The organism is Streptomyces capparidis (genome assembly GCF_054782095.1).
Genome location: NZ_BAAGTD010000010.1, coordinates 1 through 26,328, shown reverse-complemented (window position 1 = coordinate 26,328; position 26,328 = coordinate 1). Strand labels below are relative to the sequence as shown.

Annotated in this window: 25 protein-coding genes; 12 read left to right on the top strand and 13 right to left on the bottom strand. The window is 77.0% G+C overall.

The features are described 5' to 3' along the window. Nucleotides 1–88: 88 nt before the first annotated feature. Both ACYVO2_RS10685 and treZ read left to right on the top strand, forming a co-directional pair. Nucleotides 89–1,054 carry an alpha/beta hydrolase gene (locus ACYVO2_RS10685; protein WP_461007435.1) on the top strand — a complete coding sequence of 322 codons (966 nt, stop codon included), beginning with the start codon at nucleotides 89–91 and terminating at the stop codon, nucleotides 1,052–1,054. 26 nt (nucleotides 1,055–1,080) lie between these two features. Continuing rightward, nucleotides 1,081–2,895 carry a malto-oligosyltrehalose trehalohydrolase gene (treZ, locus tag ACYVO2_RS10680; protein WP_461007434.1) on the top strand — a complete coding sequence of 605 codons (1,815 nt, stop codon included), beginning with the start codon at nucleotides 1,081–1,083 and terminating at the stop codon, nucleotides 2,893–2,895. 18 nt (nucleotides 2,896–2,913) lie between these two features. Here the strand turns inward: treZ and ACYVO2_RS10675 are convergent, their stop codons facing one another. Continuing rightward, nucleotides 2,914–4,284 carry an alkaline phosphatase PhoX gene (locus ACYVO2_RS10675; protein ID WP_461007433.1) on the bottom strand — a complete coding sequence of 457 codons (1,371 nt, stop codon included), beginning with the start codon at nucleotides 4,282–4,284 and terminating at the stop codon, nucleotides 2,914–2,916. Between the two features lie 189 nt (nucleotides 4,285–4,473). Continuing rightward, a complete protein-coding gene (zapE, locus tag ACYVO2_RS10670) occupies nucleotides 4,474–5,643 on the bottom strand; it encodes a cell division protein ZapE (RefSeq protein ID WP_461007432.1) in 1,170 nt (389 codons plus the stop codon). On the opposite strand from zapE, the gene ACYVO2_RS10665 reads away from it, so the two are divergent. The 4 genes from ACYVO2_RS10665 (at nucleotide 5,642) to msrB (ending at nucleotide 9,028) form a co-directional block, all read left to right on the top strand. Next, the gene (locus ACYVO2_RS10665) at nucleotides 5,642–6,415 is read left to right on the top strand and encodes a pyrimidine reductase family protein (protein WP_461007431.1); all 774 of its coding nucleotides are present in this window, start codon (nucleotides 5,642–5,644) and stop codon (nucleotides 6,413–6,415) included. The genes zapE and ACYVO2_RS10665 overlap by 2 nt on opposite strands. 178 nt (nucleotides 6,416–6,593) lie before the next feature. After that, nucleotides 6,594–7,058 (top strand): indole-3-glycerol phosphate synthase, encoded by a 465-nt coding sequence (locus ACYVO2_RS10660; RefSeq protein WP_461007430.1) that lies wholly within the window; start codon nucleotides 6,594–6,596, stop codon nucleotides 7,056–7,058. 154 nt (nucleotides 7,059–7,212) lie between these two features. Further along, the gene (gene murC, locus ACYVO2_RS10655) at nucleotides 7,213–8,607 is read left to right on the top strand and encodes a UDP-N-acetylmuramate--L-alanine ligase (RefSeq protein ID WP_461007429.1); all 1,395 of its coding nucleotides are present in this window, start codon (nucleotides 7,213–7,215) and stop codon (nucleotides 8,605–8,607) included. A 10-nt stretch (nucleotides 8,608–8,617) separates the two neighbouring features. After that, entirely contained in the window at nucleotides 8,618–9,028 is a 411-nt protein-coding gene (msrB, locus tag ACYVO2_RS10650) for a peptide-methionine (R)-S-oxide reductase MsrB (RefSeq protein ID WP_461007428.1), read from the top strand. Here msrB and ACYVO2_RS10645 read toward each other — a convergent pair. Continuing rightward, nucleotides 9,007–10,785, bottom strand: coding sequence for a cholesterol oxidase substrate-binding domain-containing protein (locus ACYVO2_RS10645; protein ID WP_461007427.1), 1,779 nt, complete (start codon nucleotides 10,783–10,785; stop codon nucleotides 9,007–9,009). The genes msrB and ACYVO2_RS10645 overlap by 22 nt on opposite strands. A 153-nt stretch (nucleotides 10,786–10,938) precedes the next feature. On the opposite strand from ACYVO2_RS10645, the gene ACYVO2_RS10640 reads away from it, so the two are divergent. Further along, nucleotides 10,939–11,649 carry a peptidyl-tRNA hydrolase gene (locus ACYVO2_RS10640; protein ID WP_461007426.1) on the top strand — a complete coding sequence of 237 codons (711 nt, stop codon included), beginning with the start codon at nucleotides 10,939–10,941 and terminating at the stop codon, nucleotides 11,647–11,649. A gap of 63 nt (nucleotides 11,650–11,712) precedes the next feature. Here ACYVO2_RS10640 and ACYVO2_RS10635 read toward each other — a convergent pair whose 3' ends face one another. The 6 genes from ACYVO2_RS10635 to ACYVO2_RS10610 form a co-directional block, all read right to left on the bottom strand. Further along, nucleotides 11,713–12,870 carry an ARPP-2 domain-containing protein gene (locus tag ACYVO2_RS10635; RefSeq protein ID WP_461007425.1) on the bottom strand — a complete coding sequence of 386 codons (1,158 nt, stop codon included), beginning with the start codon at nucleotides 12,868–12,870 and terminating at the stop codon, nucleotides 11,713–11,715. After that, entirely contained in the window at nucleotides 12,867–14,327 is a 1,461-nt protein-coding gene (locus tag ACYVO2_RS10630; protein WP_461007424.1) for a hypothetical protein, read from the bottom strand. The genes ACYVO2_RS10635 and ACYVO2_RS10630 overlap by 4 nt, the downstream gene beginning before the upstream one ends. A gap of 216 nt (nucleotides 14,328–14,543) precedes the next feature. Continuing rightward, the gene (locus ACYVO2_RS10625; RefSeq protein ID WP_461007423.1) at nucleotides 14,544–15,689 is read right to left on the bottom strand and encodes a spore photoproduct lyase family protein; all 1,146 of its coding nucleotides are present in this window, start codon (nucleotides 15,687–15,689) and stop codon (nucleotides 14,544–14,546) included. A gap of 136 nt (nucleotides 15,690–15,825) precedes the next feature. Continuing rightward, nucleotides 15,826–16,173: a DUF3140 domain-containing protein gene (locus tag ACYVO2_RS10620; RefSeq protein ID WP_461007567.1), complete on the bottom strand. Its 348-nt coding sequence runs from the start codon at nucleotides 16,171–16,173 to the stop codon at nucleotides 15,826–15,828. Further along, entirely contained in the window at nucleotides 16,170–16,400 is a 231-nt protein-coding gene (locus ACYVO2_RS10615; protein ID WP_461007422.1) for a hypervirulence associated TUDOR domain-containing protein, read from the bottom strand. The genes ACYVO2_RS10620 and ACYVO2_RS10615 overlap by 4 nt, the downstream gene beginning before the upstream one ends. Before the next feature lie 100 nt (nucleotides 16,401–16,500). Next, entirely contained in the window at nucleotides 16,501–16,908 is a 408-nt protein-coding gene (locus ACYVO2_RS10610) for a cupin domain-containing protein (protein ID WP_461007421.1), read from the bottom strand. A gap of 90 nt (nucleotides 16,909–16,998) precedes the next feature. Between ACYVO2_RS10610 and ACYVO2_RS10605 the strand changes: the two genes are divergently transcribed. The 4 genes from ACYVO2_RS10605 (at nucleotide 16,999) to ACYVO2_RS10590 (ending at nucleotide 21,124) form a co-directional block, all read left to right on the top strand. Then, complete coding sequence (locus ACYVO2_RS10605; protein ID WP_461007420.1) at nucleotides 16,999–17,484, top strand: MarR family winged helix-turn-helix transcriptional regulator; 486 nt, start codon at nucleotides 16,999–17,001, stop codon at nucleotides 17,482–17,484. Between the two features lie 332 nt (nucleotides 17,485–17,816). Further along, a complete protein-coding gene (locus tag ACYVO2_RS10600) occupies nucleotides 17,817–18,554 on the top strand; it encodes a DUF4142 domain-containing protein (protein WP_461007419.1) in 738 nt (245 codons plus the stop codon). Between the two features lie 57 nt (nucleotides 18,555–18,611). Further along, nucleotides 18,612–19,418 carry a TIGR04222 domain-containing membrane protein gene (locus ACYVO2_RS10595; RefSeq protein ID WP_461007418.1) on the top strand — a complete coding sequence of 269 codons (807 nt, stop codon included), beginning with the start codon at nucleotides 18,612–18,614 and terminating at the stop codon, nucleotides 19,416–19,418. 119 nt (nucleotides 19,419–19,537) lie between these two features. Then, nucleotides 19,538–21,124, top strand: a complete 1,587-nt coding sequence (locus ACYVO2_RS10590; RefSeq protein ID WP_461007417.1) for an alpha/beta hydrolase — start codon at nucleotides 19,538–19,540, stop codon at nucleotides 21,122–21,124. A 22-nt stretch (nucleotides 21,125–21,146) separates the two neighbouring features. On the opposite strand, the gene ACYVO2_RS10585 is transcribed toward ACYVO2_RS10590, so the two are convergent. The 4 genes from ACYVO2_RS10585 to hemE form a co-directional block, all read right to left on the bottom strand. Further along, complete coding sequence (locus tag ACYVO2_RS10585) at nucleotides 21,147–21,983, bottom strand: alpha/beta fold hydrolase (protein ID WP_461007416.1); 837 nt, start codon at nucleotides 21,981–21,983, stop codon at nucleotides 21,147–21,149. Between the two features lie 98 nt (nucleotides 21,984–22,081). After that, nucleotides 22,082–22,813 carry a hydrogen peroxide-dependent heme synthase gene (gene hemQ / locus ACYVO2_RS10580; protein ID WP_461007415.1) on the bottom strand — a complete coding sequence of 244 codons (732 nt, stop codon included), beginning with the start codon at nucleotides 22,811–22,813 and terminating at the stop codon, nucleotides 22,082–22,084. 30 nt (nucleotides 22,814–22,843) lie between these two features. Then, complete coding sequence (gene hemG, locus ACYVO2_RS10575; protein ID WP_461007414.1) at nucleotides 22,844–24,319, bottom strand: protoporphyrinogen oxidase; 1,476 nt, start codon at nucleotides 24,317–24,319, stop codon at nucleotides 22,844–22,846. A 166-nt stretch (nucleotides 24,320–24,485) separates the two neighbouring features. Next, on the bottom strand, nucleotides 24,486–25,538 hold the full coding sequence (gene hemE / locus ACYVO2_RS10570) for a uroporphyrinogen decarboxylase (protein ID WP_461007566.1): 1,053 nt from the start codon (nucleotides 25,536–25,538) through the stop codon (nucleotides 24,486–24,488). 151 nt (nucleotides 25,539–25,689) lie between these two features. Here hemE and ACYVO2_RS10565 point away from each other — a divergent pair. Beyond that, nucleotides 25,690–26,328 (top strand): DUF3000 domain-containing protein (locus ACYVO2_RS10565; protein ID WP_461007413.1); only part of this gene is annotated, 639 nt, incomplete at its 3' end.

Genomic DNA, 26,328 nt, shown 5'->3' with positions numbered 1-26,328 from the left:
CCGGGGCACCCCGGGGCCCGGCGCACGCCTCACCCGCGCTCCGGCGGGTATGCGGGGCTGCGTGGGAGACGATCACCGTGGGAACCCTGTGACCGCGCGCCCCGCCGCGGGGCCGCCGGTCCCCATCGAGGACGAGCTGACGGCGGTGCTGCGCGGGCCCGCCGGGCCGCGGCCCGGTCTCGCGCCGGAGGGCATACCCGAGCTGCGGCAGGCCGCGGCGCTCGGGCGGGCCGACCCCGAGGTGCTCGGCCCGGTCGAGGACCGGGTGGTGCCCTGGCGGCCGGAGGTGACGCTGCTGGTGCGGCGGCCCCGGCGCCCGGGCGGGCCGGTGCTGTACCACGTGCACGGCGGCGGCATGGTGGCGGGCGACCGGTGGTGCCTGCCCTCGGACGTGCTCGTCTGGGCGGAGCGGTTCGGTGCCCTGCTGGTGTCCGTGGAGTACCGGCTCGCGCCCGAGCACCCGCACCCGGTGCCCGTCGAGGACGCCTACGCGGGCCTGGCCTGGACGGCCGCGCACGCCGCGGAGCTGGGCGGGGACCCGGGGAAGCTGGTCGTCGCCGGGGCCAGCGCCGGGGGCGGGATCGCCGCGGCGCTGGCCCTGATGGCCCGGAACCGGGGCGGGCCCCGCCTCGCCGGCCAGGTGCTGCTCTCCCCCATGCTGGACGACCGCAACGACACCCCGTCCAGCCACCAGATGGCCGGCCGCGGGCTGTGGGACCGCACCGCCAACGCCACCGGCTGGAGCGCCCTGCTCGGCGACCGGCGCGGCCGGCCCGGCGTCCCGCCGTACGCCGCGCCCGCGCGGGCCCGCGACCTGTCCGGGCTGCCGCCCGCCTACCTGGACGTGGGCGCCGCGGAGACCTTCCGGGACGAGGCCGTGGCCTACGCCACCGGGCTGTGGCAGGCGGGCGGGCAGGCCGAGCTGCACGTGTGGCCGGGCGCCTTCCACGGATTCGACGAGCTGGTGCCGGGCGCTGCCGTCTCCCGGGACGCCAAGCGGGCCCGGGTGGCCTGGCTGGAGCGGCTGCTGGGACTCCGTACGCGCGGCGGCTGAGGGGAGCGCGGGTTTTGCGGGCAGGGATGGAGCAGGAGGCGTCAGAGAGGAGTCCTGCCGTGGACGGGACGCGGGAGTTCAGGGTGTGGGCGCCGCGGGCGCGCAGCGTGGAGGTGCAGGTCGGGACCGAGCGGCACGCCATGCGGCCGGAGGAGCGGGACGGCGGGTGGTGGTCCGCCGCGGCGCGGGCCGGGCACGGCGACTCCTACGGGTTCCGGCTCGACGGCGGGCCGCTGCTGCCCGACCCGCGCTCACGGCGGCAGGCCGAGGGCCCGGACGGGCCGAGCCGGGTGGTGGACCACGAGCTGTTCCCCTGGCGGGACCGGGGCTGGGCGGGGCGGGCGCTGCCCGGCGGGGTGGTGTACGAGCTGCACGTGGGCACCTTCACCAGGGAGGGCACGTTCGACGCGGCGGCGGCCCGCCTGGACCACCTGGTGCGGCTCGGGGTCACCCATGTGGAGCTGATGCCGGTGTGCCCGTTCCCCGGGCGGCACGGCTGGGGGTACGAGGGGGTGTCGCTGTGGGCGGTGCACGAGCCGTACGGCGGCCCCGACGGGCTGAAGCGGTTCGTGGACGCGGCCCACGGCAAGGGGCTCGCGGTGCTGCTCGACGTGGTGCACAACCACTTCGGCCCCTCCGGCAACCACCTCCCCGCGTTCGGCCCCTACCTCACCGACCGGCACGTCACGCCCTGGGGCGCCGCGGTGAACCTGGACGCGCCGGGCTCCGACGAGGTGCGCGCCTACCTCGTCGGGAGCGCGCTGGCCTGGCTGCGCGACTACCACCTGGACGGGCTGCGCCTGGACGCCGTGCACGCCCTGGCCGACGGCCGGGCCGTGCACTTCCTGGAGGAGCTCGGCGCCGAGGTGGACCGGCTCGCGGCGGTGCTCGGCCGCCCGCTCACCCTGATCGCCGAGTCCGACGTCAACGACCCGCGGACCACCACGCCGCGCGACGCCGGGGGCCTGGGCCTGCACGCCCAGTGGAGCGACGACTTCCACCACGCGCTGCACGCCGCGCTCACCGGGGAGCGCCAGGGGTACTACGCCGACTTCGCCCGCGCGCCCCTGGCCGCGCTGGCCAGGACGCTCACCCGGGTGTGGCTGCACGACGGGACGTACTCCTCCTTCCGGGGGCGCGGGCACGGGCGGCCGGTGGACCGGCGGGCCACCCCGGCCCACCGCTTCCTCGCCTACGCGCAGACCCACGACCAGGTCGGCAACCGGGCGTTCGGCGACCGTCTTTCGGCGAGCCTGTCCCCCGGGCTGCTCGGGGTGGGCGCGGCGCTCGTGCTCACCTCACCGTTCACGCCGATGCTGTTCATGGGCGAGGAGTGGGCGGCCGGCACCCCGTGGCAGTTCTTCACCGACCACACCGACCCCGGGCTGGGGATCGCCGTCAGCGAGGGGCGGCGCAGGGAGTTCGCCGAGCACGGGTGGGCGCGCACCGCCGACGGCCGGGCCGGGCACCTGCACCCCGAGGACATCCCCGACCCGCAGGACCACGCCACCTGGCGGCGGTCCTGCCTGGACTGGGACGAGCCGGGGCGGGTCCCGCACGCGTCGGTGCTGGAGTGGTACCGGGAGCTGATCGCGCTGCGCCGGGCCGTCCCCGAGCTCGCCGACCCCGACCTGACCCGGGTGCGGGTGGAGTTCGACGAGCTCGGCCGGTGGCTGGTGGTGCACCGGGGGCCGGTGCGGGTGGCGGTGAACCTCGCCAACGAGCCCCGCACCGTCCCCCTGGGCGCCCCGGTCCGCGAGGTGCTGGCCACCTCTGTGCCGTGCGCGCCCCAGGGGGAGGAGCTGCTGCTCGCGCCGGAGTCCGCGGCGGTGGTGCGGTGAGGGGGCCGGGGGCCGGGGTCAGTCCCGCCAGGGGCCGGTCACCGCGAACGTCGTACCCGGGGTATAGCAGTTGAGGTACATGGTGCGGCCGTCGGCGGAGAAGGTGACGCCCGCGAACTCGCCGTACTCCGGCTCCTCCGGCGTGCCGGTGTTCTGCCGTCCGCGCGCCATCGGGTACACCGCGCCGGAGCGGTCCACGCCGTACACGTGCTGCTCGCCGCTGCCGTCCTCGCACACCATCAGGCCGCCGTGCGGGCTGAGGGCTATGTTGTCGGGCGACTCGCCGAGGTCCGCGGGGGTGGTGCCGGGGCCGAAGCACACCTCCAGGGTGAGCCGGTTGGCCCTCGGGTGGTACGACCACACCTGGCCGTGGTGGTCGGCGCCCGACCCCTGGGAGGTGCGCGCGAAGGACGAGACGAAGTAGGCCCGGCCGTTGCCCCAGTACGCCCCCTCCAGCTTCTGGGCGCGGGTGATGCCGCGCGGCCCGTAGTCCTGGAGCCGGGTCGGGGTGTGCCGGGCGAGCGGGTCGGGGACCGGCACCCACTCGATGCCGTCGAAGGCGGTCCCCGGCTCGTCCACCACGGACAGGTCCGGCAGCCCCGGCACCCGCATCGCCTCCAGCCTGCCGCCGGCCCGCAGGCTGCCCGGGCCGCCGAGGGGCCGGTGGGGCAGGAAGCGGTAGTACAGGCCGAACGGGGCGACGAAGGCGTCCTCCGTCTCGTAGACCGCGCCGGTGCGCGGGTCCACGGCGACCGCCTCGTGCGGGAAGCGGCCCATCGCGGTCAGCGGGTGCGCGCCGCTGCGGCCCGGGTCCCGGGGATCGACCTCGAAGACGAAGCCGTGGTCCTTCTCCAGACCCGAATCGCCCGCGACGGCGTCGGTCTCCTCGCAGGTCAGCCAGGTGTGCCAGGGGGTGGGGCCGCCCGCGCAGTTGACGGCGGTGCCGGCCAGGGCGACCCGCTCGCCGACCGGGCGGCCCGCGCGGTCCAGCGCGATCAGGGTGCAGCCGCCCTCGCCCGCCGGGTCGTAGGTCAGGCCGGGCACCGCCGGGACGCGCAGGCGCGAGCCGGGGCGGTTCTCGTGGTTGCGCACCAGCAGCGTGCCGCCGCGCGGCCCGGGGAAGACGGCCATCCCGTCGTGGTTGCTCGGCACCGGGCCCTCGCCGGAGCTCATCGGCTCGCCCTCGCGGGACAGCACCCGGTAGCGGAAGCCGCGGGGCAGGTCGAGCAGGCCGTACGGGTCGGGGACGAGCGGGCCGTACCCGCCGCGCGCCCCGACGGCGGCCGCGGCGGGGTGGCCGGTGAACAACTGGTCGAGCGCTCCGGCGAAGGCTATGCCTGCGCCCACGGCGCCGGTTCTGGCGAGCACGTCACGACGTGAGACGACCATGCGGACCTCCTGCTGGCGGACAGGACGGACGGGACCGCTCGGGTATAGCACGCTGAGTTCCGGGGAGGAACGGTCCGCGCGCACCCGCTTCGCCCGGGGCGCCCGGGAGGCGGGCGTCCGCGCCGGGACGGGCCGGGCCCGCCCGCCCCTCCCCCGCCGCGCTCGGCCGCCCGGCTCGGCCGCCCCCGCTCAGCCGCCCGCCGCCAGGCGCTCGCTGTCCCGGGCCAGGGCCACCAGGCGGGAGATGGCGCGCAGGTACTTCTTGCGGTAGCCGCCGCGCAGCATGTCCTCGCCGAACACCTCGTCGAACGGCACCCCCGAGGCCATCACCGGCAGCTCCCGGTCGTACAGCCGGTCGGCGAGCACCACCAGGCGCAGCGCGGTGGCCTGGTCCGGCACCGGCCGCACCCCGCGCAGGAACACCGCGCTCACCCCGTCGCACAGCACCCCGTACCGGCTGGGGTGCACCCGCGACAGGTGGTCCAGGAGGGCGCCGAAGTCGTCCAGGGACGCGCCGGGGGTGCGCCGCGCGGCCGCGGTGACCTCCTCGTCGGAGCGCGGCGGCGGGGCCTGCGGCAGCCCGCGGTGCCGGTAGTCCTCGCCGTCGATGCGGACGGAGGTGAACCGCGCGGCCAGGCCCTGGATCTCCCGCATGAACGCGTCGGCGGCGAACCGGCCCTCGCCGAGCCGGTCGGGCAGGGTGTTGGAGGTGGCGGCCAGCCGCACCCCGGCGTCGGCGAGCCGGCCCAGCAGCGTGGAGACCAGGACCGTGTCCCCGGGGTCGTCCAGCTCGAACTCGTCGATGCACAGCAGCCGGTGCCCGGACAGGGCGCCCACGGCCTGCTGGAAGCCGAGGGCGCCCACCAGGTTCGTCAGCTCCACGAACGTGCCGAACGCCTTGGGGCCGGGGGAGGCGTGCCACAGCGAGGCGAGCAGGTGGGTCTTGCCGACGCCGTAGCCGCCGTCCAGGTAGACGCCGGTGGGCCCGGCCGGGGCGGCGGGGGCGCGCCGGAACCAGCGCCGCAGCCCGCCGGAGCCGTCCGCGCCACCTGGGCCGAACGCGCCGTCCAGGGACGCCGCGAACCCCTCCAGGACGCGCACCGCCGCGGCCTGGCTGGGCTGCGCCGGATCGGGGTGGTAGGTGGCGAAGCGCACGCCGTCGAAGCGCGGCGGCGGCACCATGTCGGCGACCAGGCGCTCGGCCGGCACGCGCGGCAGGCGCGAGGTCAGCGCCACGGGGGCGGGGGCGGCGCCGTCGCCCGCGCCGGGCGGGGTGTGCCCGGGACGGGTGGGTTCGGAGGGCTGCGGTGCGGAGGACACAGCCCTCAACCTTACGTCGCGTGCAACACTGCCGGACATGCGCCGTCTGCTCCCCTCCCAGCCGCCCGGCGTTCCGGACGCCGACCCGGGCGCCATCGACGCCCTCGCCGATCTGTACGCCTACCCGGAGGCGGTCGCCTCGGGCCGCCCGTGGCTGCGCGCCAACATGGTCTCCAGCCTGGACGGGGCCGCCCACCACGAGGGCCGCTCGCACCCGCTGTCCAGCCCGGCCGACATGCGGATCTTCGGGGTGCTGCGCGGGCTGGCGGATGTGGTGCTGGTCGGCGCGGAGACGGTGCGCCGGGAGGGGTACGGGCCGGCGAGGGCCAGGGAGGTGTTCGCCGAGCGGCGCGCCGCGCTCGGGCAGAGGCCCGCCCCGGCGGTGGCCGTGCTCAGCGCGAGCCTGGACCTGGACCTGTCCGCGCCGCTGTTCACCGAGGCGCGGGTGCCCACGCTGCTGTTCACCGGCGCCGCGGCGCCCGCGGAGCGGCTGAGCGCGGCGCGCGGCGCCGCCGAGGTGGTGGTGGCGGGCGACGGCGCGGGGGCCGAGCCGGAGCGGGTGGTGGCGGCGCTGGCCGAGCGGGGCCTGACCCGGCTGCTGACCGAGGGCGGCCCGCGGCTGCTGGCCCAGTTCGCCGCCGCCGACCTGCTGGACGAGCTGTGCCTGACGGTGGCGCCGGTGGCCGTCTCGGGCGAGGCGGCGCGGATCGTCAACGGCCCGGAGGCGGTCGGCCCGCACCGGTTCGCGCTGGCGTCGCTGCTGGAGGAGGACGGGTTCCTGTTCACCCGGTACACCCGCGCCCGTCGGTGACGCGCCGCCCGCGTGTCCGTCCGCACATGCCCCTCCGGGCGTTGTCCGTCCCGGGCGTGTCCGTCCGCGCGTGTGCGGCCGCTTTCCGGGCAGGATCCCGGCAGGATGGGTCCGGTGGACGCGGGCCGGTCCGGTCGGCCCGGCGGGCCCGGCCGGCAAGCGAGAGAGAAGGGCGCACGTGTTCACGACCGTGTTGATGATCGAGAAGCCGCTCGTCCCCGCCGACGTCGATCTGCTCACCGGCCTGCACGACGGCGAGCAGGTGGCGTTCGTGGTGCTGATGCAGCCCCGCGGCGACCAGGACCGGCTGCTGCGGGCCCTGGACGACGTGGCCCTGGGCCGGCTCGGCCAGGTGATGCGGGAGACGGACGAGGAGGAGGAGGCCGCGCTCCCGGTGGCGGTGCGCTCGCTGGAGCACAGCCTCGCCGCGCTGCGCGCCGGCGGGGCCGAGGCGACCGGGCGGGTGGTGGAGGACGATCCGCTGAAGGTGCTGCGCTCGGTGGTCGAGGAGAGCGGCGCCGACGAGGTGGTGGTGCTGACCTCGCCGCACCTGGTGGAGGAGTTCTTCCACCGCGACTGGGCGTCCCGGGCCAGGCACAAGGTCGGGGTGCCGGTGCTGAAGCTGTTCGCGCACAACGAGTAGCGGCGCGGCCGGGACGGGCGGCGGCCCGGGGCTGCGTCCCCGGGCCGCGCCGGTGGTGCAGAATCTAAGGCGTTCCGGCGGACCGGCCTGCCCTGCCGCAGCCGTCCCGCCGGTCCGGCACCCGTCATCCAGCTCGACCCCGGGAGACACGCACATGGCACCGGCCTTGATGGACCGCCCCCACTTCGTCGGCATCGGCGGTGCGGGCATGTCGGGCCTGGCGAAGATCCTGGCGATGCGCGGGGCGAAGGTCGCGGGCAGCGACGCCAAGGAGTCCGCGACGGTGCTGGCGCTGCGGCAGCTCGGGGTGCGCGTGCACGTCGGGCACGCCGCGGAGCACCTGGCCGCCGACGCCACCTGCGTGGTCGTCTCCAGCGCCATCCGCGACGACAACCCGGAGACCCGCGCCGCCGCCGAGCGGGGCGTCCCCGTGGTGCACCGCGCCGACGCGCTGGCCGCGCTGATGGAGGGCCGCCGTGCCCTCGCGGTGGCGGGCACCCACGGCAAGACCACCACCACGAGCATGCTCGCGGTGAGCCTGTCCAGCATGGGCCTGGACCCGTCGTTCGCGATCGGCGGCGACCTGAACGAGCCCGGCTCCAACGCCCACCACGGCACCGGCGAGATCTTCGTCGCCGAGGCGGACGAGTCCGACCGCAGCTTCCACCGGTACGCGCCCGAGGTCGCGGTGGTGCTGAACGTGGAGCTGGACCACCACGCCAACTACGCCTCCCTGGAGGAGGTGTACGAGTCGTTCGCCGCCTTCGTGGACCGGATCGTGCCCGGGGGCACCCTGGTGATCTCCGCGGACAACCCCGGCGCCCGCGAGCTGGCCTCCCGGATCACCCGCGCCGACGTGTCGGTGGTGCGGGTCGGGGAGAGCGCGGACGCGGACGTTCGGGTGCTGAGGTACACCCCGCGCGGTCTGGCCGGCGAGGTCGCCGTCGCCCTGCCGGAGCGGTTCGGCGGCGGTGAGCTGACCGTGTCGGTGTCCGTGCCCGGGCGGCACTACGCGTCCAACGCGGTGGCCGCGCTCGCCGCGGGCGCGGCCCTGGGCGTGGACCCGCACCGGCTCGGCCCGGCGCTGGCCCAGTACACGGGGGTGCGGCGCCGCCTCCAGCTCAAGGGCGTGGAGAACGGCGTGTCCGTGATCGACTCCTACGCGCACCACCCCACCGAGATCGCCGCCGACCTGGAGGCGATCCGGGAGAACGCGGGCGAGGGGCGGGTGCTGGTGGTCTTCCAGCCGCACCTGTTCAGCCGCACCCAGCAGCTCGGCGAGGAGATGGGCCACGCGCTGGCGCTGGCCGACGCCGCCGTCGTGATGGACGTCTACCCGGCCCGCGAGGACCCGGTGCCCGGTGTGACCAGCGACATCGTCATCCGCGCCGCCGCCGCCAAGGGCGCCGAGGTGCACGCCGCCCCCTCCATGGCGCAGGTGCCGGACACGGTGGCGCGACTGGCCAGGCCCGGGGACCTGGTGCTGACGATGGGCGCGGGCGACGTGACCTTCCTGGGGCCCGAGATTCTCTCCAGGTTGCGGTCGTAGCCTCGGGACCATGGGATACGAGGTCGAGAAGTCCGAGGCCGAGTGGCGTGCCCAGCTCACGCCCGAGGAGTACCGGGTGCTCCGTGAGGCGGGCACCGAGCGCGCCTTCACCGGCGAGTACACCGACACCAAGACGCCCGGGATCTACTCCTGCCGGGCCTGCGGGGCGGAGCTGTTCCGCTCGGAGACGAAGTTCGAGAGCCACTGCGGCTGGCCCTCGTTCTACGACCCGGCGGACTCCGACGCCGTGGAGCTGATCGAGGACCGCTCGTACGGGATGGTCCGCACCGAGGTGCGCTGCGCCAGGTGCGGCTCCCACCTCGGCCACGTCTTCGAGGGCGAGGGGTACCCCACCCCGACGGACCAGCGGTACTGCATCAACAGCATCTCCGTGCGCCTTCAGCCCGCGGACGAGGGGTAGGCGGCGCCCCGGGCCGGCGCGGGTCGGCCCAGCAGCCGGTCCAGGAAGGCGTTGCCGAAGACACCCGCCGGGTCGTGGCGGTCCAGCACCGCGCGGGCGGTCGCCCACCCGTCGAACGCGTCCGGGATCCAGCCGGACAGCGCCGCCGTGTCCGTCCACGGCCCGGCGCCGGTGTAGGCCCAGCCCTTGCTCCACTCCGGGCGGACGGCGGCGTACCCGCCGGTGTACCGGCCGACGATCCACCGCTCCAGCTCGGCGAAGAAGGGGGCCGCCCCCGGTGTGCCGGGGGCGGTGGCGAAGTCGATCCACACCACGGTGTCCCACTCCGGCCGGTCGGCGCGGGGCCGGGCGGGCGAGAGCAGGGCGGGCGGGCCGTGGCCGCCCGCCCCGTCCACCCCGCTGATCCTGATCTCGATCGGCCCGTTGACCGGGAAGGAACCCCGGTCCCGGTGGGCGCGCAGCAGCCGGGTGTACTCCGTCCAGAACTCGTGCAGCACCCGCTGCGCCGAGGACCGGGCGGTCAGCACCGCCCAGCCGCCCTCGTGGATGCGCAGCGTCGTCGGCTCCACGTACAGCAGGGAGTTCTTGGACCAGCCCCACACGTCCCAGGTGCCGGTGGTGATCAGCCCGGAGCCGACCAGCGCCATGGCGAGGTTGGCGAACTCGGGGGTGCGGCGGGTGTCGCCGGAGACGATCCCGGTCAGCAGGTCGGACATCTCCTCGGTGACCCGGTTGGCGAAGGCGTACGGGTAGGGCCGGTCGAGTTGCCTCGCCCCGGCCGGCCTGGTCGGGGCGAGGCTCCACACCTTCAGCCACGGCACGGTGGTGAACGGGAACCAGATCGCCTCCACCCGTCCGGTGGCGTCCAGGTGGGAGGCGAGGGTGCGCCCGCCGCCGCCCGGTGCGGCGAAGACTGACTCCACGGGCACGTCGAACCAACTGCGGCAGCGCAGCCGCCGGTTGGCCGCCGCCCGGAGGGTGACCTCGGTGACGAACGCCCGGCCGAGGTGGACCAGGAACGCCGCGGTGTCGGGTTCGCCGCGGGTGAAGGTGCGCAGGGCGTGGCGGCCCGCGGCGGGGTCCCACACCACGGCGGTGAGCGAGGTCACCAGGTCGCCGAGGGTGCCGAACCCGGATCCCGCGGGCGGGCGCTCGCTCGCGGTGGGCACCCCGGTGCCGTGCGCGCCGACGGCCAGCGCCCCGCCGACGGTGAGGTCGCCGGGCGCGGTGGTGGCCGCCAGGCCGTACCCCTCCTGCTCCAGCCTGGTCAGGACCGTCTCCACGGTGGCGCCCGCCTGGGCGGTGACGGTGGCCGGGTCGCCGCCGGAGACGGTGACGCCGGTGAGGTGGGTGGTGGTGTCCACCAGCACGGTCCCGGTGGGGTCGGCGCCCGCGGGCAGGGTGAGCGGGGACCAGTTGTGGGCCCGGCCGCGGGCGCGCACCCGGTACCCGGCGGCGCGCGCCCAGTCGGCGACGGCGAGCACGTCGCCGGGGGTGCGGGCGGTGGCCGTCCACACGCCCTCCACCACGGTCTCCAGCGACCAGTTGCGGAACACCTGCTGGGCGAGCGGGATCCCGGCGGGGAAGCCCGGCGGGACGGCGAGGGTGCCGGCGGCGGCGCCCGCGGGGAGGCGGTACGCGGGGATCCAGGCCGTGGCCGCCGCGGCGAGCAGGGCGCGGCGGGTGGGGCGCGGGGCACCCGGAAGGGCCGGCCTTCCGGGTGCTCGGGGCAGTCGTCGTGCGGGATCGCAGGGCATGGCGGGCCGTCCTCGGGGCGCGCGGGGCGGGACTCGGATGCCTGACGCGTCGTCAGGTACGGGGAGCGTAGGGGCGCCGCCTCCAGGTGGGAAGGGACGCGCGGGCCCGGGGCGGCGGCGGGCGGGCCGGGGGCGGTTTGGCATTCTTGATCGGTGACCAGTCCGACCACCCCGCCGCCGGCCGCGGGTCCGCGCGCCGGCGGGCGGGACGCCGCGCCGCAGTTCGTGCTTCCCCTGGTGGTCCGCGTCGAGCGGGCCGCTCCCCCGGCGCGCACGGACGCCCTCCAGACGGCGGCCCGCGCCGTGCTGACGCTGCTCGCCGACCCGAGGGCGCGCGGCGAGGGCGAGTGGGCCGGGGCGGTGCGCGGCTGGGAGGACGGGCGCATCCGCAAGGTGGTGCGCAGGGCGCGCGGCGCGGAGTGGCGGCGCGCGGAGGCACTGCCCGGCATCACCGTGCACGGCGAGGACGCGCGGGTGCGGGTGTTCCCGCCCGTCCCGCTGGACGACTGGCCGCGCGACCTGGCCCGGCTCCAGGTGTCCGGCACCGAGCTCACCGACCCGCAGCCGCCGCCCCTGCCGCCCGCGGGCGCCCCCGTGCTGTGGCTGAGCCCCGACGTGGCCATGACCGCGGGCAAGGCCATGGCGCAGGCCGGGCACGCGGCGCAGCTCGGCTGGTGGAGGCTGCCCGAGGCGGCGCGGCGGGCCTGGGCGGCGGACGGGTTCCCGCTCGCGGTGCGGGTCGCGGCGGCGGACCGCTGGGCGGCGCTGGCCGGGAGCGGGCTGCCGGTGGTGCGGGACGCCGGGTACACCGAGGTCGCGCCCGGGTCCCTGACGGCCGTGGCGGACGTGGCCGCGCTGCTGTGACGGCGTGGCCCGCCCCGGGGCCGCGCCCCCGCCCGCAGCCGCGCGTCGATCCGGGGCCGCGGCTCAGCCCGGGGCCGTCCCGCGGCGGGCGGCCGCCCGCGCGCCGTCCAGGACGTCCTGCCGCAGCAGCGCGCCGAAGCCCGCGTTCTCCATCCGCAGCAGGAACTCATCCCGCCCGATGCCCATCGAGGCGGCGGCGGCCGGCGGGCTCCAGTCGTGCGCGGCCAGCCGCTGGAGCAGGTGGCCCCGCCTGACCTGCTTCTCCGACAGGCGGAACGTCTTGAGATAGGCCACCCGGCCCTTGGGGTCGGTGATGGTCTCCCCGATGTGGTTCTCGGCGCCGCGGGTGAACGGCGGCAGGAAGCGGGACAGGGTGAACGGGCCCGCCCGGTACACCCGGCGCACGTCGTAGCGCGTCTCCAGCAGCGCGGGGGCCATCACGGTGTCGTGGAAGGCGGCCCACTCCCGCTGCGCCCGGCCCGCCGCGGCGCGCAGCTCGGCGAGCGACCCGATCCGGGTGTCGTCGAGGCGGGCCCGGAACTCCGGCACCGGCGCCCCGTACAGCCCGTACTGGTGGACGAGCTCGCCGTACAGGTCCCGCAGCAGGGTGCCGTGCAGGGCGGGGTAGTCGTCCGGGTGCGGCACCGCGAAGGCGGCGGCGAGGGCGTCCGCGACGTACACCAGCACCCCGCTCTGCCCGGGGTGGATCTCGAACGCGCGCAGGGCGTCCTCCAGGCCCGTCACCTCCGCGCCGGTGTACGCCTGCTCGGCCCGCGGGGAGAGCCCCTGGGCGACGGCCCGCCCGGACCACTCCTCCCACACCACCTCGGGCCCGCCGAAGTGCAGCGACAGATAGCCCTCCAGGGCCAGGTGCAGCGGCAGGAAGCGCAGCCGGTCCCGGGCGACGCGGCGGGCCATGCGGCGGTGCGGGCGCACCGGCACGCACCCGACCGCGCGCCGCTGCCCCTCCTCGGCGAGCTGGGTGCCGTACGCGGCGGCGGGCTGCCCGCCGGCGGCCCAGGTGGCGACGAAGCCGTGCGGGATGTACGAGCAGTAGGCGGTGCGCCGGTCCAGGGCGACCAGGCCGGGCTCGTCGCCGTACAGCCGGGCGTCCAGGCGCAGGCCCTCCACGGGGCGCTCGCGCAGCAGCGGGACCAGGCGCACCCCGCCCCACACCTGAGACGGGCCGGCCGCGAGCCCCGACAGGTCGAGCCGGGTCACCGCGCCTCCTCCCGCACGGGCGCGTCCAGGTACCGGGCGACGCGCCCGGCCAGGTGGGCGCGCAGCTCCGGCAGGGACGCGCGGCCCTCGGCGAAGCGGGCGAGCCCGGCGAGCGCGGGCAGGTCCTCGGCGTCGCGGATCCCGGCGGTGGGCACGGTGGGCGCCAGTCGCCGCACGTCCAGGCCGTCCGCGTCGTACACCGGGTTCACGTGCAGCACGGCGGTGCGGTGGTGCGGGTCCAGACGGGTGCGCCACACCCGCAGCACCTCGCCGGCCAGGCCGGGCGGGGCGTTGTCCCAGCCGTCGGAGACGACCACGAGCCGGTCGGGGGGCTCGGCGAGCGCGTCCAGGATCCGGGTGCCCAGCGGGGTGCAGCCGTGCGGGCGGACCAGCAGCGCGTCGCGGTGGCCCGAGGTCCACCACGACCGGTGGGAGGCGGCCAGCGCGCGCAGCAGGAAGTGGCAGGCCAGGGCGACCGCCAGGGGGCGGCGGCGCTTGACGCCCGAGCCGTGTGCGGAGTGGCTGTCGTCCAGCACGGCGTGGACGGTGCCCCAGGTGCCCGCCTCCGCGCCCGCGGCGCGGCGCGCGGCGGCGTCCAGGGCGGCGGTCAGCTCGGCGCGCCGCCGGTCCCGCTCCCGCGGCGGCAGGCCCAGCACGTACACGGCCAGGCGGGTCAGGGGGACGGTGGCGAGGTCGGCGCCCACCGCGGCGACCCCCCGCTCCCGGGCGGACTCGGTCAGCCGCAGCCGCTCCAGGCGGGTCAGCCGCGGCGCGATCCGCTCCAGGAAGATCGCCCGCTCGATGCCGTGCCGGGCCGCGAAGCCCTCGGCGACGGTGTACGGCAGCTCGTACAGCGCGGCCTGCTCGTGGTGGGCGCGGCGCCACGTGTCCAGCACCGGTGTGTCCCAGCGGGCCCGGCCGCGCGGGGCGAACAGGAACGGGCCGACCTCGTCGTGGAGGGCGCCGGGGCGCAGATGGGCGTGGCGCAGCGCGGTCTTCAGGCCGGAGCGGTACTTCACGGCGTCGAAGGCCGGGTCGGGGCGGGCGGCCAGCCAGTCGCGGATGACGGCGCGGGTGCGGCGGTTGTTCACGCCCTCGGCGCGCAGGGTCCGGATGAGGCCGTACACGCGCTGCGGCGGCAGGTCGGCCAGGTGGCGGGCGATCAGGCGGCCCTCGGTGCGGCGCTGCTCCGGCGGGGTGTCGGCGCCGGTGCGCAGCAGGTTGCGGATGACCAGGGCCGCGTTGTGGTGGTTGATGCCCAGGGCCAGGGCGGCGGTGTAGACGTCCCGGTAGTTGCCGAGCATGTAGGCGTGCAGGAACTCCAGGGACAGCCGCTGCTCGTCCCCGGTGGAGTGGAACTCGCGCTGGCCGGTGGCGGTGATCGCGGCGTTGACGAACAGCAGGACGTCCTCGGCGGCGACCAGGTCCGCGTAGGTGTCGATGGCGGCCTCCCCCATGGCGCGCTGGCGCCGCGGGCCGGGTGCCCCGGGCGCGGCGGGTGGTGGGGCCGGCCGGGGAGAGGGGGCGCGAGCTGCGAAGGGTCGCTTACAGAACGATTCCGGAAGTCGCACCGGAGTCCCGCGGCCGGCCCGGGAACGGTAACACCCGTGCGGGTGAGGGTTCGCGGCGTTTTCCGCGGCGGGGGCCGCTTCCCGGGGCGGGGCGGGTCCGGGTCAGAAGGCGTAGCGGACGCGCAGCCACGGCGCGTGCTCGGCGATCAGGCGGTGGACGGCCTCGACCGCGTCCGCCTTGGCGTCGTTGCGGTAGCGCACGTTCCGGCCGCCGCTCTGCGAGCGCTTGGCCTGCTGGATCCCGGGCCGCCACAGCACGTCCTCGGCGCGCGGGTGCCAGGCGAGGTTGACCCGGTGCAGGTCCTCGTTGTGCGTGAGGGTGATCACCTCGGCGGCGGCCTGCCGCTTCACCCGCGCCGGCAGCACGTCGTCCATCTGCCGCAGCAGCTCGGCCCAAGCCGCCTCCCAGCCCGGGCGGAGCACCACCGGGGAGAGGTTGAAGTGCACCTCGTAGCCCGCGTCGAGGAAGTCGCCCGCCGCGGCGATCCGCTCCGCGACCGGGCTGGTGCGCACGTCCAGCAGCCTGGAGTCGTCGGCGGGCATCACCGAGAAGCGGATCCGGGTGCGCCCGCGGGGGTCGAGGGCCAGCAGGTCGGGGTTGACGAACTTGGTCGCGAAGGACGCCTTGGCGGTGGTCCCGTGCCGGAAGGCGCGCACCAGGTCGGCGGTGTTGTCGCAGATCAGGGCGTCCGCGGCGCAGTCGCCGTTCTCCCCGATGTCGTACACCCAGGCCCGCGGGTCGCACTGGTTCGGCTCGGTCTTGGGCCCCTGCCGGGCGATGTGGCGGTTCAGGTGGGCGATGATCCGGTCGATGTTGGTGAACACCGTGATCGGGTTGGCGTACCCCTTGCGGCGCGGCACGTAGCAGTAGGCGCAGGCCATGGCGCAGCCGTTGGAGGGGCCGGGGGCGATCCAGTCGGCGGACCTGCCGTTGGGGCGGACGGTCAGGGTCTTGCGCTCACCGAGGACCAGGGTGTGCCGCTTGACCCGCACCCAGTCGGCGGCGTTGCCCTCGTTGCCGTGCAGCCCGGGGATCCGCCAGTGCGAGGCCACCTCGACCACCCGGGCGCCGGGGAACCGGGCCAGGATCTGCCTGCCCCGCGGGGAGGCCGCGGCGGCGGGCTCGGCGTGGATCTCCCGCACGTCGAGCAGTCGGCGGGCCCGCGGCGAGTCCCGGAACGCGGAGACCGGGCCGGGGGGCGACAGCTCGTCCAGGTCGAACAGGGCGTCGGGGGGCGGGTGGGACATGGTGGCTCCGTGGTGCGCGCTCGACCGCCGCGGAAGGCGAAGATCGCCCCTGACCTGGGCGAACCCACGGAGGCCCGCCCTCCACTGTACGGGGCGGGGCGGGCGTCCGGGGCGGTCGGCGGCGGGGGCGGCGGGCTCAGCCGTCACGCTTCGGGTCGTGGCCCCAGTTCATCAGGGAGTGGCGCCAGGTGGTGTCGGTGATGTCGCCGGGCGGGCGCTGGGCGAGGTGGCGCTTGATGAAGCCCACGGTCTTCCGCATGTGCGCGAGGTCGTCGTCGTCCAGGTCGGCCTCCTTCGTCCGCAGCAGCCGCACGATCCGGCGCCCGGAGGCGTGGCCGGTGCTCTCCCCGCCGCCGGGGTGCTGCCCGGCCCGCTCGGACTCCTCCCGCTCCAGCCACTTCTCCAGCCGGGCGGGAGGGAGGTTGACCAGGTCCCGGAAGGCCGCCACCGTCCGGTCGCGGTCGTCGGCGCCGCCCACGGTCAGGACCCCTTCTGCTTCTTCAGGGCCCCGGGGCGGTGCACCGCCGCCCGGCCCGACTTCTCGCTGCGCACCCGGTACTGCGGATCCTCGGCGGACGCGTCCACGGTGCAGCCCGCCTCCTCGGTCCGCGAAGTGATCTCCTTCTCCACCTCGCCCTCGGCGGTGGAACCGTGGCTTCTCCAGGAGACCCGGTCACCGGGCCGCAGCCGCTTGCCGCTCTTCTTCGCCATGACACACCTCGCTTCACATGGACGGGCGGCCCTTTTGCCACTGTATAACCCGAATGATCCACCCCGTGGAGCGAGGGTCGCGGCCGCCAGCCGCCCCCGGCTACGCGGTCCAGGCGGGCAGCAGGCCGTCCCCGCGGGGGACGGCGCAGCCCGGTGCCACGTCGACGCCAGGGGCGTGGACGAGGCCGCCCGCGGGCGCGGCGACCACGGCGGCGAAGCGGGATCCGGGGGCGGTGCGGACCCGGCGCACGGCACCCGGCGGCAGCACGAGGGTGTCGCCCGCGGCCACCTCGTGCGCCCGCTCGCCGACCTCGACGGTGGCGGCGCCCGCCAGGCAGGTCCACACCTGCTCGACGTCGCAGGTGTGGACGGGCCCGCTCTGCCCGTCCGCCATCTCCACCCGCCACACGGAAAGGCCGCTGCCGCCCTGGGTCGGCGATGCGAGGGTGGTCATGACGGCGTTGGGGGTCCGGGTCCGCCGGGCGTCCGCGTCGCGGATGACAGTCATGGGAGCACTCCGTAAAATGGACAACGTGTTTGTCGATATGGTGAACCTGGTTGTCGGATCTGTCAACGCGCGAACCCCGGGAGCGCACCGGTGACCGCCGACCCGCCGGACCACGACCCGCCCGGCTACGAGCTTCCCCTGCGGCTGCTGCTCGGCTTCCGCGTCCTGATCGACGACCTGCACGCGGAGTTGGCCCGCCAGGGCCACCCCGAGGTGCGCCCGACCTACGGCTTCGCGCTCCAGGCCATCGGCTCCGAGGGCACCACCGCGGCGGACCTCGGCCGCAGGCTCGGGGTGACCAAGCAGGCGGCGGGCAAGACCATCGAGGCCCTGGAGCGCCTGGGCTACGTGGAGCGCGGCACCGACCCGCGCGACGCCAGGCGCAGGATCGTCCGGCCGACCGAGCGCGGCGTCGACTGCCTGGCCAGGTCGGCCCGCATCTTCGACGACCTGCGCGCCCGCTGGGCCCGCACCCTGGGCGAGGACCGCCTGCGGGCCCTGGAGGAGGACCTGCGCAGGGTGACGCCGCGGGAGGCGTTCCGGCTGGACGCGCCGGGGTGGTTCGGGGGGATGTGAGGGCGGGCCGGGGCACGCGCCGACCGGGCCCCGGCCGCCCTCCCCAGGAAAACGGACTCCGCCCCTCCTTCACCGTGTGAGACCGAACACTCCACACCCCCTCCATATCCCGCCCATTCCACAGCACACGGGACCAACGCCGCCGCGCGCGCACCCGAGGCGATCGGCCGGTCGTTCCGTTGAGCGAATCCGGGCGGTTCCCGCGTACTAATGTGCGGTCCGCATGCCGGGAGACCGGGCTACGGGGCGCACGGCCGTGCGCGCGTGCGCTGACCTCCCGTCGCCCGCTCCCTCCCGGTGCCGCGGCTCACGCTGCCTCACAAGGAGGGCACATGCGCTCTGTCACGGGAACCGGTCTGGTGGTCGGCGCGCTCGCCGTCACGCTCATCGCCCTGCTGTTCCCCGTCTGGTCCTTCGACACCGAGAAGGCCAAGGCCGCCACGGCCAAGGGGATCGCGTTCAGCGACGACGGGCGCGGCACGTGGGACACCCAGTTCGGGCCGCTGACGGCCAGGGACCGGGCCTTCGTCCGGGCGGTGCGGCTGGCCGGCCTGTGGGAGCTGCCCGCGGGCCAGCTCGGCGGCCGCAAGGGCACCACCCAGGAGGTGAAGGTGGCCAGCGAGCACCTCATCGAGGGCCACACCGAGCTGGACCGGCTGGCGCTGGACACCGCCCAGGCCCTCCAGGTCGACGTGCCCAACGAGGCCACCGGCCAGCAGAAGGGCTGGCTCGCCGAGATGAGCGCGGCCGAGGGCAAGGCCTTCGACCTGGTCTTCGCCAACCGGCTGCGCCGGGCGCACGGCAAGGTGTTCCTGCTGGTCGCGGACGTGCGGTCGAACACGGAGAACTCCAAGGTGCGCGCCCTGGCCGACCGCACCAACACGATCGTGCTGGACCACATCACCGTCCTGGAGAACACCGGCATGGTGGACTTCGACTCGCTCGGCTCCAGCGACCTGCCGGCCATGCCCAACGCCACGGCCACCCCCGTCGCCCCGGACGGCTCCTCGCTGCCGGCCGGCGCCCCGGCCGGGACCCCGACCGCCCAGAGCACGCGGATGACGCCGTGAGGACGGGCGGCGCGCACCCCTGCCGCGCTGTCGGTGGCGGCAGGTACAACTGACGCCATGTGGGTGCTCTTCCTGCTGACCGCCTGGGCCGCAGCGGTGGCGTCGTGCGCGTGGGTGTGCCACGCCTCGGTCACCGCCGACCGGCGGCAGCGCTCCGCCCCGGCGCCGTCCGTCGGCCCCGCGGGCGACCGCGGCCTGCACGTGACGGCGTTCCTGTCCGGCGGCCCGCACCGGGTCGCCGACCTCACGCTGGTCCTGCTGTCCCGGCAGCGCCGGCTGCACCTGGCCCGCACCGGCTGGGCCACGGTGCTCGACGCGCCCGCCCGGCCGCCCGCGCCGCGCGGCCCCGACGCGCTGGAGCTGGCCCTGCTCGACGCCGTGGGCCCGGACGGGCAGGCGCCGGTGCCGCGGATACGGGCCGCGTTCGCCGCCCAGGAGGCGGTCCGCTCGCTGGAGCTGCGCCTGGTCGCGGCGGGGCTGGCCGTGCCCGGGGCCGCCCGCAGGGCCGTGCGGGACGCGATACGCGCGGTGCGGGCGTCGGCGGTCCTGGCGGTGGCCATGTTCGTCCTCGCGGCGGCGCTGCGCCCCGGCGGGGCGGACCCGGCGCTGGCCGGCTGGTTCGCGATACCGCTGCTGATGTCCCTGGGCTGCCTGGCCGTCGCCCGCGCCGAGCTGGGCCCCGGTGTCCGCTGGGCGTCGGCGCTGGGCGCCGACCGGCTGCGCGGCGAGCCGATCCCCGCCCCGCGGGCCGCGGACGCGGACGAGCTGGCCGCGCTGGCCGCGCACGGCCCGGCCGCGCTGCGCGACCCCGAGCTGCGCGAGGCGCTGACCGCCGGCGGCCGGCCGTACGCCGACCGGGTGTAGCGGGGCCCGCACCGGCCGGGACACGGACGCGGGACCGCCCCCGGCGCCGCCCGCCCCTGCGAGGATGCGCCCACGCCCGGCCTCCCCGGTGGCCGGGGTTCGCGGGAAGAGGTGGGTGCGTGAGAGCGGCGGTGCTGTGCGGGGTCAGCGGGGTGCTCGCCGTGGCGGGACTGCTGTCCGCACCGTCCGGCGACCCGACCGGGCGGGCCGCCGGGGCCAGGGCCGACGCCGAGGCCCGGGGCGTCGCCGCGGCGGCGCGGCGGGCCTCGGCGGAGGGAGCCGGCTTCGGCGCCTGCCCGCCCGGGGCCCGGCTGCCCGCGGCCGTGCGGTGCGCGGTGGTGCGGGTGCCGCTGGACTACGCCAGGCCCGACGGGGACCGGATCGGCCTGCTGGTCAGCCGGGCCGCGGCCACCGGGCCGCCCTCCGCCCGCCAGGGCGCCCTGGTGTTCAGCCCGGGCGGGCCCGGCGCCTCCGGGCTCGCCTTCCCGGCGCGCGCAGTGCGGGGCGGGCCGCTGTGGCGGCGACTGGCCCGGGCGTACGACCTGGTCGGCTTCGAGCCGCGCGGCCTCGGCCCCGACGCCCGGGTGAGCTGTGCGCGGCCCGGCGAGCACGCCGCGGCGCCGACCCGGGACCCGGCCCCCGCCTCCGCCGCCGCGACCGACCGCCGCGTCGCCGACGCCCGGGCGTACGCGCGGGGCTGCGCCCGGCGCTCGGGCCCGCTGCTCGCCCGCATGAGCACCGCCGACGCCGCCCGCGACCTGCATGTGCTGCGGGCCGCGCTCGGCGAGCGGCGGCTCACCTTCCTCGGCGTCTCCTACGGCACCTACCTCGGGGCGGTGTACGCCACCCTGTTCCCCGACCACGTGCGGCGCATGGTGCTGGACAGCGCGGTGGACCCGGCGCCCGACCGGATCTGGTACCGCAACAGCCTGGCCCAGCACCGGGCGGCGCAGCGCCGCTGGACGGACTTCCTGTCCTGGGCCGCGGCCCACCACGACGCGCTCGGGCTCGGCCGCACCCCGCACGCCGTGCAGGGCGCCTACGACCGGGTGCGCCGCGAGCTGGCCCGCACCCCCGTGCGGGGCGTGGTGGGGCCGGGCGAGCTGCACGCCGCGTTCCTGCTCGCCGTCCACCACGACGCGGCCTGGCCCGGCGGCGCGCACGCCCTGGCGCGGTACCTGGGCGGCGACCCGCGGCCGCTGCTGCGCCTGGCGGGCAAGCACCCGGCGCTGGCCGCGGACGCGGAGACGCAGGCCGCCGCGTACACGGCGGTGCAGTGCGCCGACGGGCCGTGGCCCCGCGATCCGCGGGTGTGGGTCCGCGACGCCGCCCGGCTCGCCCGCGACGCGCCGTTCCGGGCCTGGGCCGGCACCTGGCTGCACCTGCCGTGCGCCTTCTGGCCCCACCGGCCGGCCCGCCCGGTGGACGTGGGGGCGGGAGCGGACCGGCTGCCGCCGGTGCTGGTGCTCGCCGCGGAGCGGGACGCGGCCACCCCGTACCGGGGCGCGCTGGAGCTGCGGCGCAGGCTGCCCGGCGCGGCGCTGCTCACCGAGCGGGGCGCGGGCTCCCACGGGGTGACGGACCAGGGCAACCCGTGCGTGGAGCGCCGCGTCACCGCGTATCTGCTGCGCGGCGAGCGCGGCCCGGCCGTCGCGGACTGCCCGCCGCACCCGGCCCCGGCCCCGCTGCCCGCCGTACGGGGCTGACCGGCGGCGCCGGGGGTCGGGGTCAGGAGTCCGGAGTCGGACCGGCCGCGGGTCGGGCCGGGGCCGTCGCCCGGTCCAGGAAGGAGCCCACGGCCGCGGCGAACCCGTCGGGGTCGTCGTCGTACAGCCAGTGGCCGCAGCCCGGCAGTTCGACCAGCTCCGTGCCGGGCCGCTCCCGCGCCATCCGCCGCGCGGTGGCCGGGGACAGGATGAAGCTGTGCTCGGCCCGCAGCAGCAGCGCGGGCTGCCGCGAGGCCCGCCACACCGCGCGGTGGTCCCCGGCGAACGCCCGCTGCGAGGCCATCATGTCGGCGGTGTCGAACAGCAGGCCCCAGCCGTCGAGGAACTCCACCGCGCTGTCCAGGAAGTACCCCGCGTCCGGTATGCCGTGCGCCTCGATGGCGGCGCCCAGCGCCTCCCGGGAGGGGGCGCGGCGCGGCCAGGCGGACACGTCCAGCACGGGGTGGGTCTCCGGCTCCTGGTTGAGCACGGTCATGTCGGCCACGATCAGCGCCGACACCAGGTCGGGGTGCCGGGCGGCCAGGTGGTGGGCGACGGCGCCGCCCATGGAGTGGCCCAGGACGGCGGCGGGCGCCGCGCCCAGCTCCCGCAGGAACGCCGCCGCGTCCTCGGTGTACTCCCGCGGGGTGACCTCGCCGCCGCCGTCGGACAGGCCGTGGCAGCGCTGGTCGAGGGCGACGACGCGGTAGCGCCCGGCGAGCGCCCCGGCCAGCCGGGTGAAGATCCGGCCCCGGCCGAAGTGCCCGTGCAGCGCCAGCAGCACGGGCCCTGGCCCGCCGAAGTCCAGCCAGGCGAAACGGCGCCCGCGCAGGCGGAGGTAGGACTCGGCGGGGGGCAAAGCGGTATCTCCTCCGGTGACGGCCGGCGGGCGACGGGCGGCAGGTGACGGCGGCCGGGGACGGCAAGGGGCCGCGGCGGCGGTGCCCCCGCCCGCGGCTAGGCCAGGCCCGCCACGAGGTCCGCCACCGACTTGCGGCGGCCGGTGAAGAAGGGGACCTCCTCGCGGACGTGCCGCCGCGCCTCGGAGCCCCGCAGGTGCCGCATCAGGTCCACGATCCGGTGCAGCTCGTCCGCCTCGAACGCCAGCAGCCACTCGTAGTCGCCCAGGGAGAACGAGGCCACGGTGTTGGCCCGCACGTCCGGGTAGCCGCGCGCCATCCGGCCGTGGTCGGCCAGCATCCGGCGGCGGTCCTCGTCGGGCAGCAGGTACCAGTCGTAGGAGCGCACGAACGGGTAGACGCTGACGTAGTCGCGGGGCTGCTCCTCGGCGAGGAACGCCGGGATGTGGCTCTTGTTGAACTCGGCGGGGCGGTGCAGCGCCATGTTGGACCACACCGGCTCCACGGCCCGGCCGAGCCGGGTGCGGCGGAACTCGTTGTAGGCGGTCTGGAGGGCGTCCGCGGTCTCCGCGTGCCACCAGATCATCAGGTCGGCGTCGGCGCGCAGCGCGGAGACGTCGTAGGTGCCGCGGACCGTGACGTCCCTGGCGGCCAGCTTGGCGAACAGGTCCTCGACCTCGGCGGCGTAGCCGTCGCGGTCCTCGGGCAGCGGCTCGCGCAGCCGGAACACCGACCACAGCGTGTACCGGATGACCTGGTTCAGGTCGCGGGCCTTCTTCCTCGTGCCCCCGTTGGTGTCCTCGGCGGGGGTGGCAGCGCTCTCGGTCATGGCCTCATTGTCACCCGCGCGGCCCGGCGCTCAGCCGCCGCCCCCCGCGGGCCGCTCGCCGTCGCCGAGCAGCGCCTCGGCGGCGCGGCGGGCACTCGCCACGCACGCCGGGATGCCGACGCCGTCGTACACCGCGCCGCACACGGCGAGCCCCGGCAGCTTGCCGACCTCGGCGCGCACCCGCGCCACCAGGTCGGTGTGCCCGACGGCGTACTGCGGCAGCCCTTCGTTCCACCGGGTGACCCGCGCGGCCACGGGCGCCGCGGTCAGCCCGATGGCGTCGGCCAGGTCGGCCCGGGACAGCCGCACCAGGTCGGTGTCCTCGCGCTCCAGGTCGGCGCTCTCCCCGTACCGGCCCACGGAGGTGCGCAGCACCACCGTCTCGTCGTCGGCCTCGTCGATCCACCGCCACTTGCGGCTGGCGAACGTGGACGCCTTGATGGTGCGCCCGTCCACCGGCGGCACCAGGAAGCCGCTGCCCTCGGGCACGCACGCCGCGTCCCGGCGCCGGAACGCCATGGTGACCAGCGCCATGCTCGCGTACTCCACGCCCGCCAGCCCGGCCGCGGCCTGCGGGGCCTCCACGCGCAGCAGCGCGGCGGCGGCGGGCGCGGGCACGGAAAGCACCACGGCGTCCGCCTCCAGGATGTCGCGGCCCCGGGGCCGGTCCACCACCAGGCGCCAGCGGCCGCCGCGGCCCGGCCGCTCGGCGGTGCGGCGCAGCTCCCGCACCGTGGTGTCCGTCTCGACGCGCGCGCCCTCGGCCCGGCAGGCGTCGGCGATCGCCAGGGGCAGCTTCCCGACACCGCCGCGCAGGCCCATGAACACCGGGCCCTCGCCGCGCGGGGCCCGCCCGCTCACCCGGCGCACGGCCGCGGCCAGGGAGCGCTCCTCGCGGGCCGCCTCGTACAGCTTCGGCAGGGCGGTGCGCAGCGAGATCCGGTGGGCGTCGCCCGCGTACACGCCGCCGAGCAGCGGCTCCACCAGGCGGTCGACGACCTCGCGGCCCATGCGGGCGGCCACCAGGTCCCCGACGGAGACGTCGTCGCCGAGCGGGGCGCGCGGCAGCACCCGGTCCAGCGGCAGCCGCGCCAGCCCGCGCGGGGAGAGCACGCCGGAGTTGGCCAGGGCCGCCAGGTCGCCGGGCACGCCCATCAGGTGGCCCTTGGGCAGGGGCCGCAGGGCGCCGCGGGTCCACAGCGCGCCGCCGGAGGCCGCGGGCGGCTGGAGGTCGTCGCCGAGTCCGACCGCCCGGGCCAGGTCCACGGCCTCGGGGCGGCGGGCCAGCATCGACTCCGCGCCCAGATCCACCGGGACTCCGGCGATCTCGTCCGCGTGGAGCTTGCCGCCGAGCCGGGAGGACGCCTCCAGGACGGTGACCTCGGCGCCGCCCCGCAGCAGGAACCACGCCGCCGCGAGCCCGGACACACCCCCTCCCACGACGACCACGCGGGGTGGGCCGAACGGCCCGGGGGCGGACGGCGTCCGCGACGGCGAATCGTTCATGCCTCCACTGTCGCAGACGGGCCCGCGCCCGGCCGGGCCGACCCCGCGACGGTTCCGCGCCGCCCCGCGCCCACGAGCGGCCCCGCCGCGGCCCGTTCGCCGTGAGCGAACAGCGCGCGGGGCAGAGGGGGATGCGGAGGGGGATCCGGCGGCAGGCCCTGGTTTTCTAGGCGCGCGTCGCGGTGTGCACGTACTCCACGAGCCGGGTCAGGGCGTCGGGGTCGGTGGTGGGCAGGACGCCGTGGCCGAGGTTGAACACGTGCCCCTCGACCCCGCGCGCGGCCCGGAGCACCTCGGCGGCCTTGGCCTCGACCACCTCGCGCGGCGCGAACAGCACGGCCGGGTCGAGGTTGCCCTGGAGCGCCCGGCCGGGGCCGACCCGCCGGGCCGCCTCGTCCAGCGGCACCCGCCAGTCCACCCCGACCACGTCGGCGCCCGCCTGCCCCATCAGGCCCAGCAGCTCGCCGGTGCCCACACCGAAGTGGATGCGCGGCACGCCGAGCCCGGCCACCGCGTCGAAGACCTTGGCGCTGGCGGGCAGCACCGAGCGGCGGTACTCCTCGGGGGCCAGCGCGCCCACCCAGGAGTCGAAGAGCTGCACGGCCGAGGCACCGGCCTCGATCTGCACCCGCAGGAACGCCGCGGTGATGTCGGCCAGCCGGTCGAGCAGGTCGCGCCACAGCCCGGGGTCGCCGTACATCAGCGCCTTGGTGTGCTCGTGGTGGCGGGAGGGACCGCCCTCGACCAGGTAGCTCGCGAGGGTGAACGGCGCCCCGGCGAAGCCGATGAGCGGCGTGCCGCCGAGCTCGGCGGTGAGCAGGCCGACGGCCTCGGTCACATAGGGCACGTCCCCGGGCTCGAGCGGGCGCAGCCGGTCCAGGTCGGCGCGGGAGCGGAACGGCTCGGCGACGACGGGGCCGACGCCCGGCTTGATGTCCAGGTCCACGCCGACGGCCTTGAGCGGCACCACGATGTCGCTGAAGAAGATCGCCGCGTCCACGTTGTGCCGCCGCACCGGCTGGAGGGTGATCTCGGTGACCAGGTCGGGCTGCATGCAGGACTCCAGCATCGCGGTGCCCTGGCGCAGCCGGCGGTACTCCGGCAGGGAGCGGCCCGCCTGCCGCATGAACCACACCGGCGTGTGCGGCACCGGCTCGCGGCGGCACGCCCGCAGGAACGCCGAGTCCCGCACCCGGTCCGCCGCGTCCGCCGCGTCCACGGTGCTGCCTGCCCGGGTGCCGTCCGCTCCGGCCGTTCGCTGTTCCTGGTATCCGCTCACGCCCTGCATCTTCGCATGCTCCATGCGGGCGACCCGCCCACGCGCGCGGCCTTGCGCCGCTCGGGGCCCTTCGCGGCCTAGTCTTCCGGGCATGGCAGCGGTCAGCGGGCACCTCGAGGACGGGAACGGCACCCCTCCGCGGTTCCGGCGCGCGGTGGACTCCCTGCGCGCCGCGGAGCCGCGCCCCGAGGTGGAGCTCAGTCCCACCCGCGCCCCGGCGCGGCTCGCGCCCTACGCGCACGCGCTGACCGGCGCGGTGGTGGTGGGCGAGGACGAGCTCGCCGACGGGCGGTTCGTGCTGCTGCACGAGCCCGAGGGGCACCGGGCGTGGCAGGGCACCTTCCGCCTGGTCACCCTGGTGCGGGCCGAGCTGGAGCCGGAGATGGCGGCGGATCCGCTGCTGGCCGAGGTGGCCTGGTCGTGGCTGACCGGGGCGCTGGACGCGCGCGGCGCCGCGTTCGGCGAGCCCAGCGGCACGGTGTCGCGCTGCTCCTCGCACTTCTTCGGCGGCCTGGGCGACCGGCCGGTGTCCACCACGGTGGAGATCCGCGCGTCGTGGACCCCCGAGGAACCCGCCGCGGGCCCCGACCTGACCGTGCACCTGGCCGCCTGGTGCGACCTGCTGTGCGCGAGCGCGGGGCTGCCGCCCGCCGTGCCCGGCGACGGGGGCGGCCCCGGCGGCTCCGGCGGGGGCGGCGGCGTGCTGCCGCTGCCGCCGCGCCGCGGCACC

Bases quoted from the DNA above. Each gene is read 5' to 3' on its own strand.
- ACYVO2_RS10625 (WP_461007423.1), bottom strand. From the start codon at position 15,689: ATGTCCCACCCGCCCCCCGACGCCCTGTTCGACCTGGACGAGCTGTCG.
- ACYVO2_RS10610 (WP_461007421.1), bottom strand. From the start codon at position 16,908: ATGACTGTCATCCGCGACGCGGACGCCCGGCGGACCCGGACCCCCAAC.
- msrB (WP_461007428.1), top strand. From the start codon at position 8,618: ATGGGATACGAGGTCGAGAAGTCCGAGGCCGAGTGGCGTGCCCAGCTC.
- hemG (WP_461007414.1), bottom strand. From the start codon at position 24,319: ATGAACGATTCGCCGTCGCGGACGCCGTCCGCCCCCGGGCCGTTCGGC.
- hemQ (WP_461007415.1), bottom strand. From the start codon at position 22,813: ATGACCGAGAGCGCTGCCACCCCCGCCGAGGACACCAACGGGGGCACG.
- ACYVO2_RS10645 (WP_461007427.1), bottom strand. From the start codon at position 10,785: ATGCCCTGCGATCCCGCACGACGACTGCCCCGAGCACCCGGAAGGCCG.
- treZ (WP_461007434.1), top strand. From the start codon at position 1,081: ATGGAGCAGGAGGCGTCAGAGAGGAGTCCTGCCGTGGACGGGACGCGG.
- ACYVO2_RS10595 (WP_461007418.1), top strand. From the start codon at position 18,612: ATGTGGGTGCTCTTCCTGCTGACCGCCTGGGCCGCAGCGGTGGCGTCG.
- zapE (WP_461007432.1), bottom strand. From the start codon at position 5,643: ATGTCCGGCAGTGTTGCACGCGACGTAAGGTTGAGGGCTGTGTCCTCC.
- ACYVO2_RS10630 (WP_461007424.1), bottom strand. From the start codon at position 14,327: ATGGGGGAGGCCGCCATCGACACCTACGCGGACCTGGTCGCCGCCGAG.
- murC (WP_461007429.1), top strand. From the start codon at position 7,213: ATGGCACCGGCCTTGATGGACCGCCCCCACTTCGTCGGCATCGGCGGT.
- ACYVO2_RS10600 (WP_461007419.1), top strand. From the start codon at position 17,817: ATGCGCTCTGTCACGGGAACCGGTCTGGTGGTCGGCGCGCTCGCCGTC.
- ACYVO2_RS10675 (WP_461007433.1), bottom strand. From the start codon at position 4,284: ATGGTCGTCTCACGTCGTGACGTGCTCGCCAGAACCGGCGCCGTGGGC.
- ACYVO2_RS10665 (WP_461007431.1), top strand. From the start codon at position 5,642: ATGCGCCGTCTGCTCCCCTCCCAGCCGCCCGGCGTTCCGGACGCCGAC.
- ACYVO2_RS10615 (WP_461007422.1), bottom strand. From the start codon at position 16,400: ATGGCGAAGAAGAGCGGCAAGCGGCTGCGGCCCGGTGACCGGGTCTCC.